This is a genomic window from Lentzea sp. CA-135723 (assembly GCF_050936595.1).
In the GTDB taxonomy this organism is placed as follows: domain Bacteria; phylum Actinomycetota; class Actinomycetes; order Mycobacteriales; family Pseudonocardiaceae; genus Lentzea.
Window position 1 is genome coordinate 2747842 of the sequence record NZ_JBNJMK010000001.1, and the last position, 14292, is coordinate 2762133.

General features: G+C 70.4%; 12 protein-coding genes. 10 read left to right on the top strand and 2 right to left on the bottom strand.

The genetic code is table 11. The features are described 5' to 3' along the window. The first annotated feature begins 10 nt into the window (after nucleotides 1-10). From ACQEU1_RS11525 to ACQEU1_RS11545, 5 genes are all read left to right on the top strand, one after another. The gene (locus ACQEU1_RS11525) at nucleotides 11-205 is read left to right on the top strand and encodes a hypothetical protein (protein WP_433199182.1); all 195 of its coding nucleotides are present in this window, start codon (nucleotides 11-13) and stop codon (nucleotides 203-205) included. A gap of 243 nt (nucleotides 206-448) precedes the next feature. Next, nucleotides 449-964, top strand: coding sequence for a DUF4365 domain-containing protein (locus tag ACQEU1_RS11530; protein WP_433199184.1), 516 nt, complete (start codon nucleotides 449-451; stop codon nucleotides 962-964). Continuing rightward, nucleotides 961-1983, top strand: a complete 1023-nt coding sequence (locus ACQEU1_RS11535) for a hypothetical protein (RefSeq protein WP_433199186.1) — start codon at nucleotides 961-963, stop codon at nucleotides 1981-1983. The genes ACQEU1_RS11530 and ACQEU1_RS11535 overlap by 4 nt, the downstream gene beginning before the upstream one ends. 20 nt (nucleotides 1984-2003) lie before the next feature. Then, nucleotides 2004-2612, top strand: a complete 609-nt coding sequence (locus tag ACQEU1_RS11540; protein WP_433199188.1) for a hypothetical protein — start codon at nucleotides 2004-2006, stop codon at nucleotides 2610-2612. Then, entirely contained in the window at nucleotides 2609-5752 is a 3144-nt protein-coding gene (locus ACQEU1_RS11545; protein ID WP_433199190.1) for a helicase HerA domain-containing protein, read from the top strand. The genes ACQEU1_RS11540 and ACQEU1_RS11545 overlap by 4 nt, the downstream gene beginning before the upstream one ends. Before the next feature lie 93 nt (nucleotides 5753-5845). Here ACQEU1_RS11545 and ACQEU1_RS11550 read toward each other — a convergent pair whose 3' ends face one another. Next, nucleotides 5846-6004 (bottom strand): hypothetical protein, encoded by a 159-nt coding sequence (locus ACQEU1_RS11550; protein WP_433199192.1) that lies wholly within the window; start codon nucleotides 6002-6004, stop codon nucleotides 5846-5848. 19 nt (nucleotides 6005-6023) lie between these two features. Between ACQEU1_RS11550 and ACQEU1_RS11555 the strand changes: the two genes are divergently transcribed. The 3 genes from ACQEU1_RS11555 (at nucleotide 6024) to ACQEU1_RS11565 (ending at nucleotide 12154) form a co-directional block, all read left to right on the top strand. Continuing rightward, nucleotides 6024-6638 carry a hypothetical protein gene (locus ACQEU1_RS11555; RefSeq protein WP_433199194.1) on the top strand — a complete coding sequence of 205 codons (615 nt, stop codon included), beginning with the start codon at nucleotides 6024-6026 and terminating at the stop codon, nucleotides 6636-6638. A gap of 99 nt (nucleotides 6639-6737) precedes the next feature. Further along, the gene (locus ACQEU1_RS11560; RefSeq protein ID WP_433199196.1) at nucleotides 6738-9287 is read left to right on the top strand and encodes a glycoside hydrolase family 97 catalytic domain-containing protein; all 2550 of its coding nucleotides are present in this window, start codon (nucleotides 6738-6740) and stop codon (nucleotides 9285-9287) included. Next, nucleotides 9281-12154: a discoidin domain-containing protein gene (locus tag ACQEU1_RS11565; protein ID WP_433199198.1), complete on the top strand. Its 2874-nt coding sequence runs from the start codon at nucleotides 9281-9283 to the stop codon at nucleotides 12152-12154. The genes ACQEU1_RS11560 and ACQEU1_RS11565 overlap by 7 nt, the downstream gene beginning before the upstream one ends. On the opposite strand, the gene ACQEU1_RS11570 is transcribed toward ACQEU1_RS11565, so the two are convergent. Beyond that, the gene (locus tag ACQEU1_RS11570) at nucleotides 12147-12638 is read right to left on the bottom strand and encodes a metallophosphoesterase family protein (RefSeq protein WP_433199200.1); all 492 of its coding nucleotides are present in this window, start codon (nucleotides 12636-12638) and stop codon (nucleotides 12147-12149) included. The genes ACQEU1_RS11565 and ACQEU1_RS11570 overlap by 8 nt on opposite strands. A 106-nt stretch (nucleotides 12639-12744) precedes the next feature. On the opposite strand from ACQEU1_RS11570, the gene ACQEU1_RS11575 reads away from it, so the two are divergent. Next, nucleotides 12745-13410 (top strand): class II aldolase/adducin family protein, encoded by a 666-nt coding sequence (locus ACQEU1_RS11575; protein WP_433199202.1) that lies wholly within the window; start codon nucleotides 12745-12747, stop codon nucleotides 13408-13410. Further along, nucleotides 13407-14288: a VOC family protein gene (locus ACQEU1_RS11580; RefSeq protein ID WP_433199204.1), complete on the top strand. Its 882-nt coding sequence runs from the start codon at nucleotides 13407-13409 to the stop codon at nucleotides 14286-14288. The genes ACQEU1_RS11575 and ACQEU1_RS11580 overlap by 4 nt, the downstream gene beginning before the upstream one ends. Nucleotides 14289-14292 lie beyond the last annotated feature (4 nt).

Below are 14292 nucleotides of genomic sequence, written 5' to 3' on the forward strand. Positions count from 1 at the left end.
CAGGTTCGCCGTGGAAGACACAGCACGCGATTCAGGCACCGCGCGGTACATGGAGTTCGACGGAGCAACGGCGACGGAGACCTTCGGCAAGGCGTACGCGTGGCTTGCGCGACGCGACGGGGCGCTCACCGTCGTCGCGATTTCCTGGAACACCTATTCGGAGGACCTCCCGTTCGGAATGACGGTGTACTTCGAGTCGGAATGAGCGACTCGTGGCCGGTCACGCGCCGCGAGAGATCGACAAGCAGGCTCGCACGTGCACGAGCGAACGCAGAAAGCTTTCCGAATTACCCTGATCCCCCAAGGAACTCCGCCAGAAATTCCATTCGAGCAGTCAAGGATTCCACCTATTCTGGAATTTTCTCGCGAATCCACACCCATCGCTGATAGGAGTGAACGCGTCAAGTACGACGGCGGCTCAGAGCCCGTCTCGCTCGAAAGGTGAACCGTGCTGGACGCGCGCAACCACCAAGGGAAGTTCGGCGCCGACTACGTCCGGGTGCTTGCTTCGAGCGCGGGCCTGGTGTGGTCGGAGGACGACGTCGACCTGGACGGTGTCGACCTGTGCATCAAGATGCCCGGACGCACGCCGCGTGGTTTCTCACCGCGGATCGACGTACAGGTCAAGACCGTGTCCAAAGTGGCTCCGCGCAGCGGCGTTCTCGACTTCCGGGGCCTCGACGAGCGGCAGTTCACCAAGCTGGCGGGCGACGGGTTCCTCGTACCGCGCTACCTGTTCGTCGTGCACGTCCCTCCGCGCCCGGACCTTTACGCCGACCTCAGCACCTCCGGCTTGCTGCTGCGCCACATCGGTTACTACGTGTCGCTGCGGGACCGAGATCCGATCGACGCCCCCGACAGCAAGCGGCGCACGAAGGTCGAGGTGCCGCTGAGCAACGTCCTCACCGCGGCCAGCCTGCGCGACCTCGTCGCCGACAACGCCTTCGCGCCGGTGCCCACGTGACGCCGTTCCCCCGCCTCGACCAGGTCGCCGGCTACCTGAGCGCCAAGGGGTGGGAGGTCACGGCGCGCTGGCGCGACGGACACGTCTGGACTCGCGACGAGTTCGACGTCTTGCTGCCGCCGGGCGACGACACCGCGGACGCCGCGCCGCGCCTGCGGGACCTGCTGGTCTGCGTCGCCGACGCGGAAGACCGCGCGCCCTCCTCAGTGGCGCGGGAGATGTCGATGCCGGACTCCGACGTGGTGTCCTACCGCGTCGTCCTGCCCGGGCTCGTCCCGGTCGCTCTCGCCACCGGGCTCAGGGCGGTGAAGTCCATGAGACACCTGATCACCACCTGCGCGCGGGCGGCCGCGGACGACCTGCCAGGCGTCGACGACCACGCACCCGGCCGACTGGTCGAGCGGAGCTCCATGTCGACCGCGGACGACGGCTTCGGGTTCGACGTGTTCGTGCCTGTCTTCGACGAGGCCATCCCGTTCGGCCGCGCGACCACGACCCTGCTGTTGCGCGCGGCGAACATCGCCCTGGCCACCACGCCACCGGTCGACGACCTCGGGAACGGTCTGCCGGCGGTCCTCGCGGACCTCGCGGGCGAACAGCGGGAGTCGTCCTTCGACCTCGCGTTCCGCTGGGCGCCGGCACTACCTGCCGACCGGCGGGACATCTCACTGCACTTCCCGCGGGAGTTCGCCGCGAAGGTGCGCGTCCCTCGCGAGAGGACGGCTCTGCCCGAAGTCGCACGCGCCATGGTTCAGGGCCGGGTCACCAGGCTGGCGCACGACGGGTCACGTCGCGTGGTCACGATCCGGGGAACCCTGGTCCTGGACGGCAGAGCGGTCAACCGGGAGCGGACCGTCCGCGTGCAGGTCGAGGACCAGCAGACCTATCTGGCCGCCGTCGAGGCGCACGCTGCCGAACGCCTCGTGCGAGCGGAAGGCCGAGCGGAGATCGCCGGCACCAAGTACGGCATCGCGGTGGAGCCGGGCGGCTTCACCGTTGTCGATCGAGAACGCGGATGACCGCGGGAACGGGAACGGGAATGTCCGAGGTACGGCTGACCATGCGCGAGCGCGCCGCGCTGCTGGTGCTGATGGCCGAGGCCCGCGAGCTGACCAACGCCGAACTGCACCAGCTCGCGGGCTTCACCGTCGACGGCGACTGCCGGCGCCGTCTCAACGACCTCGGGCTGGTCGTCAGCACCAAGGCAGGCCGCGCCTACGTGCACGACCTGACCGACGAGGGCGCCGTGCGATGCCGGACCGAGCTGTCCGCCGAGAGGCCTCCTCGGGCCGGATACGCCGGTGGGGCCCTCTACGTCGTGCTGGCCGGGCTGCGCCGGCACCTGGAGGCCACGGGCGGAACCCTTGGCGAGCTCTTCGGCGCGGACCTGTGCCGTCGGGTAGAGACGACCTACCGCACGCTCGCTCGCCGTCCAGGTGACCCGGTGTCACTGCGGGTGCTGCGCGAGCACCTCGACGACGTGCCGGGAGACCGCCTCGATCTCGCGCTGACCACGTTGGCGGACCGCCCCGACGTCCACCTGTGGGGTGAGGCCGACCAGAAGTCGCTGACCGACCTGGACAGGGAGGCCGCCCTCACCCTCGGTGGCAGCGCGCGGCACACCCTGGTCATCGAGGCGGCGCCGTGAACGAGGAAGAACGCCACGCGTTGTCCTCTGTGCAGAGCAGCTGGGCGCTGACACCGGACGACATCTGGAGCCCGATGCGCCACCACGTCGACGGCCTGCACCCCCGCGCCGTCGACGCGATCGAGCACGCCGTCGCCGCCGCGACGCGGCGTCCGCTGGCGAGCCCGATGGGCATCGTGCTGCGCGGTGAACGTGGTGTGGGCAAGACTCACATGCTCGGCTGGCTCCGGCAGCACGTCCAGCAGCGGGGCGGGTCGTTCTTCCTGCTCAAGCTCCTGGACGGGCAGTCGTTCTGGGCAGGAGCGGTGCACGGTGTGGTCAGCGGCCTGCTCGACCGCCAGGGCGACCAGCTCGTGCGTCTTCTCGGCGAACTCGCCCGGCTCACCGGGCTCGACCGCGAGACGAGCATGCGCCTCACGGGAACGTTGCCGGTGCACCGGCAGGACGTCGACGCGCTGCTCGACGGCCTGCGCTCCGTCGACTTCCAGGTCGCCACCGAGTGCCAGGACACCTTGCGGGCCCTGGTGTTGTACCGGTCGAAGCGCAAGGCGTGGGAGGTCGGCAACGCCTACCTCGTGCTGCCCGACGGCATCGAGGAGACCGACCGGGTGGAGTGGGGGTTTCACTCCCGCTCGCGGTCGCCGCAACTCCTGCTGGGGGACCTGTCGAAGATCTTCGCGCTCGCCGGTCCGGTCGTCATGGCGGTCGACCAGATCGACAGCGTGATCAGCCAGGCCGCCGACTCGCCGGGGGAACAGGCCCTGGTCGACCGCCTGGCCGACGGGCTCATGCGAGTGCGCGAGGAGACCCGGCGAACCATCGTCGTGGTGGCCTGCCTGCCCCGCTCGTGGCAGCTCGTCGAGGACAACGCCGTCAACTCCGCTGCCGGCCGTTTCCGCGTGCTCGACCTGCGCACCGCGATGCCCAGCGCCGCGGTGTCCACCGCGATCGTGGAACGGCACCTGGCCGACCTCTACGGGGAGGTCGGCTTCACCCCGGAACACGCCACCTGGCCGATCCACGCGCAGGCCTTCGCCGGGCGGGACGTCACCCACTGGACGCCCCGGAAGCTGCTGCAACGGGTGGACGAGCACGTCCGCTGGTGCCTGGCCAACGACATCGTCGAAGAGCTTCGGGACTTCGCCGCGGTCGTCGAGTCCGCGGCCCTGCCCGCCGCCTCTTCGCAGGAGGCCGAGGAGCTCGACGCCCTGTTCGATCGCTTGCGCGACAACGCCGACATCCGCGCCCCTCTCGACCACCACCGCGAGGACGAGCAGATGCAGGCGTTGATCGGCGCCGCGCTGCACTGCTTCGTCCTGGAGCAGGGCGCCCACGGTCCACCGCTGACCGTCGACGCGGCGCGTGGCAGCAACCCACCTCTGCACGCCCGGTTGCGCCTCACGATCGACGAGGCCGGTGAAGGGGAGGTCCACTGGGGCTTCCGCGCCATCGGGCACCCCCACCACCGCGCCGTCCTGGCCCGGCTCAGGTCTGCGCAGCTGGAGGCGGAACTGCGGCAGGGCAACGACAAACGCCATCTGGTCGTGCTGCGCAACACCGCCTTCTCCGCCGGCCCCGCCACCACGGCCTCGCTGGAGGCGTTCCGCTCCGCGGGAGGTCTCGACCTGCCGATCGACGAGAGCGACCTGCGCCTCTTCGCGGCTCTGCGAGAGATGCGCGACCACTCACCGCCTGGGTTCCTGCCTTGGTTGCTCGCCCGGCGTCCCGCGACGTCGTCCCGGTTGCTGACGAGGGCGCTGGCCGACCTCGGCCACTTCGCCGAGACCTCCTTCCCGGCCTTGGAGTGGCCAGGGGTGCGCGGCACGCTGACCGGCACGACCGATGATCATGACGCTGTCGCGGAGGAGCCTGCCGCACCGGCGAACACCGCTGTCACACAACAGAAGAACAATTCCGGCGAACCTCGTGTGCGTCTCGGCACCGGCATGGTCACAGGGGCGCCGTTCACCGTCCCGCTCGAACTGCTCCGCAAGCACACCGTCGTCTTCGCCGGCAGCGGCTCGGGCAAGACCGTCCTGCTGCGCCGCCTGGTCGAGGAGGTCGCCCTGCACGGCGTCTCCTCGATCCTCATCGACACCAACAACGACCTGGCCCGGCTGGGCGACGCCTGGCCGTCGCCGCCCCCGCTCTGGGAGCCCGGCGACGCCGAACGCGCCGAACGCTACCTGCGCGACACCGACGTCGTGGTCTGGACGCCACGACGTGAGTCGGGCCGGCCGCTCGCGCTCGATCCGTTGCCCGGCTTCGACTCCGAACCCGACGACCCCGACGAGTTCCGCACCGCGATCGACGCCGCGGTGGCCGGACTCGTCCCCCGGACGAACCTCACCGGCCGCAAGCTCACCACCGGCCGAGCGGTGCTCACCCAGGCACTGACGCACTTCGTCCGTGGCGGAGGCGGCGACCTCAAGGCCTTCCTAGTGTTCCTCGACGACCTGCCGTCCGGGGTCAGCACGGTGCGGGACGCGACGCGGCTCGCCTCCGACATGGCGGACGGCCTCAACACCTCGATGATCAACGACCCGGTGTTCGGCGGCGCGGGCACGCCGCTCGACCCCGGTGTGCTGCTGACGCCCCGCCCCGGCAAGCGGGCCAGGGTGTCCGTGATCAGCTGTGTCGGGCTGCCCAACGAGGAACAACGCCAGACGTTCGTGAACCAGCTCCAGCTCTCCCTGTTCTCGTGGATCAAGCGCAATCCTGCCAGGGACCAGCCCCTCGGTGGACTGTTCGTGCTGGACGAGGCGCAGACATTCGTGTCGTCGCGCACCGCGACCGCCTCCACGCAGAGCACGCTGACGCTGGCGTCGCAGGCGCGCAAGTACGGGCTGGGCATGGTGTACGCGACGCAGGCACCCAAAGCGCTGCACAACGTGGTCTCCGGCAATGCCGCCACCCAGTTCGTCGGACTCCTCAACGCGCCCGTCCAGATTCAGGCAGCCACCGAACTGGCGCGTGCCAAGGGCGGCCGCATCGACGACGTCTCCCGACTGCCGGCCGGCCAGTTCTACGGAGCCACCGAGGGCACCACGCCGTCGAAGATCCAGGTGCCGATGTGCCTGAGCCACCACCCGTCGACCGCGCTCACGGAGGAAGAGGTCATGACCCGCGCCCAGCGATGACCCGGGAACGGCGCACGTTCACCGACGCCATGCAGGGCACGGCGCTGGTGGCGGCGGCACTCGTGGCGCTGGCGGCCTTCGTGGCCTACCGGCTCATTCCGAACGAGAGGCCTCTGCCAGCCGTTCGTGCAGGCGCTCCCTGATCTGGTCGGGCGTGTACGCGGCGCGGCGGCGCTGGTTGCGGGCGACGACCACGCCGCTCGCCGCGACACCCGCGAACGCGGCGATGCCGAGCAGCTTCCAGAGCTTCATGTGAATAGGGTACGGGGCTATGCCGACAACCCTGGACAAAGCCGTCGAGATGACCCGCACCGGTGACGTGTGGGTGTTCCGCGGGCGCAGTGCGGCGGACCGGGCGATCCAGGCCATGACCAACAGCCCGGTCAACCACGTGGGCATGGCGATCGTGCTGGACGACCTGCCGCCGTTGATGTGGCACGCCGAGCTCGGCAAGTCGCTCAAGGACATGTGGAGCGGCACGCACCAGCGCGGCGCCCAGCTGCACGACCTGCGCGACGCCGTGGTGACGTGGCACGACAAGTACGGGCAACGGCCGTGGCTGCGGCAGCTCGACGTCGAGGTGACGCGCGAGATGGAGGACGCGGCGCTGCGGACGGTGGCGCGGCTCGACGGCACGCCGTTCCCGTCGACGGCCAAGCTCGCGTCTCGGTGGCTGCGCGGGCGGGTTCCGCTGGGGCCCAAGGCGGACGCGACGATCGAGAGCGCGTTCTGCGCGGAGATCGTGGCCGTCACGTACGAGGAGATGGGGCTGCTGCCCAAGCGCAGGCCCAACTGGTACGACCCTGGCCGTTTCTGGAGCGGTGACGACCTGGACCTGCTCGGCGGCGCGAAGCTCGGCCGGGAGATCGAGATCGTCGTCATGTGAAAAGCCTGTCCGCAAGAGGACTGATAACCATCAGCCCCTTGACCGGGAAGAGATCCGGTCCCAACGATGGGAGCGGTCTCACCCCGGGAGCTGACAACGATGTCACGACTGCTCGTACTCGTGCTCGCCCTGCTGTTGCCCGCCGCGCCCGCTATCGCCGCGCCGACCGGCTGGACCGTCACCGGTCCAGGCCCCGTCACCGCTGAGGCGACCTTGAACAGCGGAAACCTCACCCTGACGATCCGCAACCACGGCAGAACGGTGTTGCAGCCGGCGTCCGTCGGCCTCACCACGACAACAGCGGACCTCACGAAGGACCTGACGTTCACCGGACGGTCTGACCGCGTTGTCACCGAGCGGTACACCATGCCTACCGGCAAGCGGTTGCAGCGCAACGCGCGCATGACCGAGACACGGCTGGGTTTCCGCAACGGCCAGAGCAGCTTCTTCCTGGTCGTGCGCGCGTCTGCGGACGGCATCGCTTACCGGTACGAACTGCCGGGCGCGGCGACGGTCACGTCCGAGGCGTCGAGCTTCGCACCGCCCGCCGACGCCAAGGCGTGGCTGCTCCCCTACAACGCCTGGTACGAGGCCAACCGCGTGCGCACGACCGCGGGCGAGGCCACCGGCGACTTCGGCTACCCGTCGCTCTTCCAGGCGGGCCAGGACTTCGCGCTGCTCACCGAGTCCGATGTGGACGGCCGGTATGCGGGCAGCAGGCTCCGCAAGTCCGGCAACGGCTTCCAGGTCGTGCTGGCCGACCCGCAGGTGGCCTCGACCGGCACGACCCCGTGGCGCACCGCGATCGTCGGCGACCTGGCCACCGTCAGCACCTCCTCCCTCGTGGACGACCTGGCGAGCCCCGCGAGGTTCACCGACATGAGCTGGATCAAGCCCGGCAAGGTCGCGTGGTCGTGGCTGAGCGAGCACGCGAGCCCGAGCGACTTCGCGCGGCAGAAGCAGTACGTGGACTTCGCCGCCCGCAACGGCTGGCAGTACGCGCTGGTCGACGAGGGCTGGAGCGCCGCGTGGGTGCCGGAGCTCATCCGGTACGCCCGCGCGCAGGGTGTCGAGATCCTGCTGTGGCTGCGCTGGAGCGACCTGGACACGCCGCAGGAACGCGACACCGTGCTGCCGCGGATCAAGCAGTGGGGTGCCAAGGGCGTGAAGCTCGACTTCATGGAGTCCGACTCGCAGGACCGCTACCGCTGGTACGACGCGGTGCTGCAGAAGACGGCCGACCTGAAGCTGATGGTCAACTTCCACGGTTCCACGATCCCGCACGGCCTCGCCCGCACCTGGCCGCACGTGCTCACGATGGAGGCCGTGCGCGGCGCCGAGAACTACCCGCCCGCCGCCAACAACCCCGTGCAGTTCTTCACCCGCAACGTCGCCGGCTCGATGGATTACACGCCGGTGTCGCTGGAGGTCGGCACGAAGGAGGCGTCGATCGCGCACGAGGTCGCGTTGCCGGTCGTCTACGAGTCGGGCTGGACGCACTTCGCCGACAAACCCGAGGCGTACGAACGGCATCCGCAGGCGTTGCGCTACCTGAACCAGCTCCCGACCGTGTGGAACGAGACGAGGCTGCTCGACGGCGATCCGGACTCGCACGCCGTGGTCGCGCGCCGCAACGGCGACAGGTGGTTCGTCGGCGGCATCGCCACCCAGGACCGCACCCTCCAGGCACCGCTGGGGTTCCTCGGCGGCGGGCAGTGGCTGGTCGAGACCGTGCGCGACCCCGAGGTCCGGGCCGACGTCGTGCGCGACACCCGGATCATGCGCAGTACCGACACCCTCTCCATGCCCACGAAGCGCAACGGCGGGTTCGCGGCGGTCATCTGCCGCTACCGGCCGGGGTTGCAGACGTGCGACCAGCCGATCCGGCAGGTCCCGAAGACCGCGCTGACCGTCACGCCGGCCGGGCAGACCGACGTTCCCACCGGTTCGTCGATCGAGGTCACCGGCACGTTCACCAACGGCGACAAGGAGATCCGCGACGTCCGGCTGACCGCGACCGCCCCCGAGGGCTGGACGGTCACGGGTCCCGCCGTCGAACGGCGCAGGCTCGCGCCGGGCGAGTCGATCAACGGCCGCTGGCAGCTGCGCGCGGGCGGCCAGACCGGCCCCGTCGACCTCCCGGTCGTCGCCACCTTCGGCGACGTCCACGTCGAGCAGGCGGTCCAGGCGTTCGTGCCGCCCCCGGTGCCGGGCAACGGAACTCAGGTCAGCGACCTGCCGTTCATGACGGAGACCAACGGCTGGGGCCCGGTCGAGCGCGACAGGTCGAACGGCGAGAACACCGGCGGCGACGGCAACCCGTTGACCATCGGCGGCGTCACCTACGCCAAGGGGCTCGGCACGCACGCGCCGTCCGAGGTCTCGGTCTACCTCGGCCGCGGCTGCGCCCGCCTCACCGCCCTGATCGGCCTCGACGACGAGACCACCGAGACGGGTTCGGTGGCGTTCCAGGTGTTCGGCGACGACAAACCCCTGTACGACAGCGGAATCATCCGGGACAAGGGCGCGGCGACCCAGATCGACGTCGACGTCGCGAACGTGCGGATGCTCAGCCTCCGCGTCACCGACGGTGGCGACGGCCGCAACTTCGACCACGCCGACTGGGCGGAGGCAGCGCTGACATGCTGATCAACCGCAGGACGTTCCTCTACGGCACCGGAGTGCTCGCGCTCGCGCCGAAAGTCTCGCTCCCCCAGCTGAAGGACACCTACTACGAGGTGCTGCTCCGGCACACGCGGTGGGCCGAGACGCAGTACGACGCCACGGCCGGGCGCTATCGGCGCACCGACTTCGGGTTCGCGGTGGTGCTCGGCAACGCCGTGCTGCTCACCCGGGGCACCTACGACGCGGGCCTCGCCGGCGTCGAGAAGGACGTCCTGCGCGACCACACCCTCGCCACGATCAAGCACTTCGCGGCGAGCAACCTGCTGGCGGGCGGCACGGAGTGGGGCAAGACCCTGTTCTGGGAGACCACGTTCCAGTCGTACTTCGTGCTCGCCGCCCGCCTGGTCTGGCCGGACCTCGACGCCCAGACCCGTGCGAACGTCGAGGCGATCGCACGCGGCCAGGCCGAGTACACGACATCGCTCGGCACCGCGAACGACCCGCGTTCCGGCAGCTGGACGCCGAACGGCCTGACCGGCGGCTACCGCGGCGACACCAAGCTGGAGGAGATGGGCGTCTACGCGCAGGCGCTGGCGCCCGGCCTGGCCTGGCACGGCGACGGTCCGGGCTGGCGCGAGGCGTTCGGCCGCTGGAGCCGCAACGAGGCGGGCCTGCCCGCCGCCGACCTCGCCAATCCGTCCGTTGTGGACGGAGCCCCGATCCGCGCCAACACCGCGACGAACCTGCACGACACGTTCATCGTCGAGAACCACGGCTCGTTCGGCCCGCACTACCAGGAAGAGCTCTGGCGCACGTCCGGGCGCAACGCCGTGCACTTCCTGCTCGCCGGACGCCCGTTGCCCGAGGTGCTGACCAGGCAACCGAACGGCGACCTGCTGTGGCGCACCATCCTCGCCACGATGAGCGACGCGGGCGAGCCGTTGATGCCGATGGTCAACGACCGCGAGCACCTCTACGGCCGTGACATCATCCCGCTCGCCTTCCGCTCCACCGTCCTGCGCGACCCAATGGCCGCCTGGGCGGAGGCCGCGCTGGCCGCGAAGCTCCTGGCGTACCAGGCACATCCGCCCGTGCACCGGCTGGCGAAGTTCTCCGGCGAGGCCAAGTACGAACCGGAAGCCCGCGCGGAGCTCGCGATCAGCTACCTGCTGCACGAGCTCCGCCCTGCCGCGACCCCGGTGTCGTCGCACGAGTTCTTCTCCCGCGCGACAGCCACTATCGACCACGGCGCCGATCCCGGTCTGCTGACGCACCAGTCGGTGGCCGCGTGGGCGGGCACGGTGACCAAGCCGGGGTTCACGAAGCTCGCCTGGCAGCCGTCGCACGACGACTGGTTGTTCAAGATCAGCGGCGCGACCCCGATGCTGCTGCCGTCCCAGACCGTCACCCAGCGCAACACCATTGCGTACCAGCAGGTGCGGGACGGGTTCGACGCGACGGCGGGCCTGTTGCGGTTCGCGGATGGGTTCGCCGGCACCGCCACCCTGCCGACCGGCACGATCGTGTGCGCGCTCCCCCGCCCTGGCCGCGTGGACGTGCACAACCTCGCGCTGGCCGGGATCCTCACCGGCACCCGCACCTACACGGGTTCGGCAGGCCGCGTCACCGTGGCCGCGCGCGAGGGTTTCCGGGTGGACGAGCTGACGTTCGCCCCGACGACGGCCCGGCACGTCCGGATGATCGGCGTGACCCCGTACCCGGCCTACGGCTACTCGCTCTTCGACTTCGAGGCGGGGCAAGCGGTTGCGACCACCGCGTCGTCGTTCGATCCCGGCTACGAACCGGTCAAGGCGACCGACGGCGACCCGGCCACCCGCTGGGCGGTCGCCCGTGCCGAACGAGGCCGCGCCGACAGCTGGCTCGCCGTCGACCTGGGCGCTCCCACGACCGTGCAGAAAGTCCGGCTCCGCTGGGAAACGGCCGCCGCCGTCGCGTACCGGATCGAGACCTCGCTGGACGGCAGCACCTGGACGACCGTCGCGGAGTACCCGCGTCCGGACCTCAGCACGCCGGGCTGGCTCGACGTGGACGGCAAGGCGGGCTTCGTCGCGCGGTCCGCCACTCCGTTCGTCGTCAGCGGCGACTCGATCACCGTTCCCGCCGGCCTGGTCGAGGGCTACGTCAGCGCCGACCTGCGCAAGATCGCCGCGGAACCCGCACCGGTCTGCCCGGCCGGGGTGGTGGCCAGCACCGCCGACGGGTTCCTCAGCCTGTTCAACGTCTCGGACGCCGACGTCACCGGAACCGTGCGGCTGCGCGGCACCCGTCTGTACCGCGGCACGCAGGTCACCACCCGCGACGGCACCGAGTACGCGCTCACCCTGCCCGCCGCGACCGCGCGCGTCGAGGCACCGTGGTTCACCGCCCGCACCCTCCCGGCGGGCATCACCGCCATCGTGCACGACGGCCGGAGCGTGACGTTCCGGGGCGGCCCGGCGATGTTCGTGCTGACCCACCGCGACGGCCGCACGCTCCCGGTCGTGCTGGGCAGGTCCGAACGCACGGTGGTCATTCCTGGTGCGCAAGCGTTTCCGTTCGACGACCTGGCACTCGGCCGCGTGACGTTCCCGAACTCCGTGCTACCGCCCGGCATGAGCGATCCGGCCGCCGCGGTCGACGGTTCCGAGCGCACCGCGTGGACACCGGGCCGTGACGGCCGCATGGTGGTGGATCTCGGTTCCGCGCACGACGTCACCGTCAGTCTGGAGTGGACACCCGGACGGCCACCGCCGCACACCATCACCTGCAGCGTGGACGGCAAGTCCTACGGCAGCACGCCGTCCGCGCGGTACGTGGCGGTGTCGACGAGCTGGCGACCAGGCCACGCGTCGCTGCGCGCACTCGTGGTGAAGCCGCTCCAGGTCAGCTGACCGGCACGATCCTGGCGTCGAGCAACGTCCCGTCCTCGATCTCCAGCAACCCGATCGTGCCGTGCGGCTGGCGGCGTTTCTCCGTGGGCGAGCCGGGGTTGAACACCCGCACGCCGTCTTCCTCCTCGTCCCACGGGATGTGCGAGTGCCCGAACACGATCAGCCGGGCAGCGGGGAACAGCCGGCGCATCCGGGCGTTCCGGCCGGCCTTCTGACCGCTGTCGTGGATCATCGCGAACGGCAGCCCCGCGATCTCGCCCTCGACCACGTCGGGCGCGCCCCACGCCGCCACGTCCTCACCGTCGTTGTTGCCGCGCACGACGGTGACGGGCGCGTACTGCGCCAGCTCGTCCAGCACGGGGGCCACGCAGACGTCGCCGCCGTGCAGGATCAGGTCCGCCGACCGCAGGTGGTTCGCGACGGCGGGAGGGCAGCGCTTCCAGAACCGCGGCCCGTGGGTGTCGGACAGCACGACGACTCGCACGCCCAGACCGTAGCAAGCCCCATCACCGCTCGGAACATATATGTATCGATAGAAATATCGGAATCGTCTAGCGATAGGTATCTCCATACCTATATGGTCCGGCACCATGAAGTCACGAGAGGTCGAGGACGACCTGCTGGACGGGGCGCTGACCACGGCTCGTTCCGGGCTGGTCACGGCGTTCGGGCACGTGTCGGCACTCGTCGGCGAGCAGGTCCTCATCACACCGCCGCGTCCGTTGGGAGCGCTCACCCTCACCGACCGCCCCGTCACGCTCGACCGCACGGCCACCGCACTGCCGGAGGGGACGCCCCAGGAGGCGTGGATCCACCTCGCGATCTACCGCGCCCGTCCCGACGTGCGGGCGATCTGCCGCGCCCAACCCGAGACGGCCACCGCGCTCGCCTCCGCCGGCGTGCCGATCCGTCCGTTGCACGGGCAGGGCACGTTCCTCGGACCCGAGGTGCCGGTGTTCGACGACCCGCGGCTCGTGCGCGACGAGGAACGCGCCCGCGCACTCGCTGACGCGCTCGGCGGCGCGCCCGCCGTGCTGATGCGGGGCAACGGCGCGGTGACCGTCGGCGCCGACGTCGGGCAGGCCGTGGCGCGGATGTGGCTTCTCGAGACCTCGGCGCGGATCAACGCCCAGGCCGTCGCCGCCGGGCGGCCCAGGGCGTTGTCCGCGGACGAGCAGGCGGCGTGGCGCGCCGCCGAGACCGAGCTGCTCGGCCGGCTCTGGGCACACCTGCGAACCGACAGGGGACAGTCATGATCACGTTGCACGACATCGCGTACGTGCGGTCCGGTACGGCGGACGCGGCGGTGGCGGCTGGCTTCGCCGTCGACGTCGTCGGCATGGAGCTGGTCGCCGAGGAGGACGGCGTCACCTACCTGCGCGCCGACCAGCGGCACCACTGCCTCGCGTTCGTGCAGGGCGAGGCCGGGGTGCTCGCGTCCGGGTTCAGCCTCACCGGCCCGGATGCGTTGGAGACAGCCGAAAAGGAGCTCGAAGCGGCCGGCGTGCAGGTCGCCCGGGGCACGCCGGAGCAGGCGCGGTCAAGGCGAGTCGAGGAGCTCATCGCGTTCGACGACCCGTTCGGCAACCGGATCGAGCTCGTGCACGGCCAGGTGCAGCTCGCCCGGCCGGTCCACTTCGGACGGACGGCGGGCATCACCGAGTTCGGGCACATCTGCTTCGACGCGCCGGACGTCAAGCAGGCCTACGAGTTCTGGTCGGGCCTGTTCAACGTCAAGGTGTCCGACTGGATCGGCGACTGGGCGTGCCTGATGCGGTTCGACCCGGTGCACCACAAGCTCGCGGTGTTCCGCGGCAGCGAACCAGGCCTGTGCCACATCAACTTCCAGGTCGACTCGCTCGACGACGTCATGCGCAACTGGCGGTTCCTGCAGTCGCGCGGCGTGGAGATCGAGATGGGGCCGGGCAGGCACCCGCAGTCGACCGCGATCTTCGTCTACTTCAAAGGGCCCGAAGGCCTCACCTACGAATACTCCTACGGCGTCCGGAACCTCGGCGACGACTGGGTTCCGCGGGTCTTCGACCCCGCCGAGCCGGACGCGATCGACATGTGGCACGGCCCGACCCGGCGCGTGCAGACCCAGCCTCAGCTCCGCCGCCCACTCGACGCCTAAGGAA

Coding starts and splice junctions, on each gene's coding strand:
- ACQEU1_RS11540 (WP_433199188.1), top strand. CDS start 2,004: ATGTCCGAGGTACGGCTGACCATGCGCGAGCGCGCCGCGCTGCTGGTG.
- ACQEU1_RS11550 (WP_433199192.1), bottom strand. CDS start 6,004: ATGAAGCTCTGGAAGCTGCTCGGCATCGCCGCGTTCGCGGGTGTCGCG.
- ACQEU1_RS11555 (WP_433199194.1), top strand. CDS start 6,024: ATGCCGACAACCCTGGACAAAGCCGTCGAGATGACCCGCACCGGTGAC.
- ACQEU1_RS11560 (WP_433199196.1), top strand. CDS start 6,738: ATGTCACGACTGCTCGTACTCGTGCTCGCCCTGCTGTTGCCCGCCGCG.
- ACQEU1_RS11565 (WP_433199198.1), top strand. CDS start 9,281: ATGCTGATCAACCGCAGGACGTTCCTCTACGGCACCGGAGTGCTCGCG.
- ACQEU1_RS11575 (WP_433199202.1), top strand. CDS start 12,745: ATGAAGTCACGAGAGGTCGAGGACGACCTGCTGGACGGGGCGCTGACC.
- ACQEU1_RS11580 (WP_433199204.1), top strand. CDS start 13,407: ATGATCACGTTGCACGACATCGCGTACGTGCGGTCCGGTACGGCGGAC.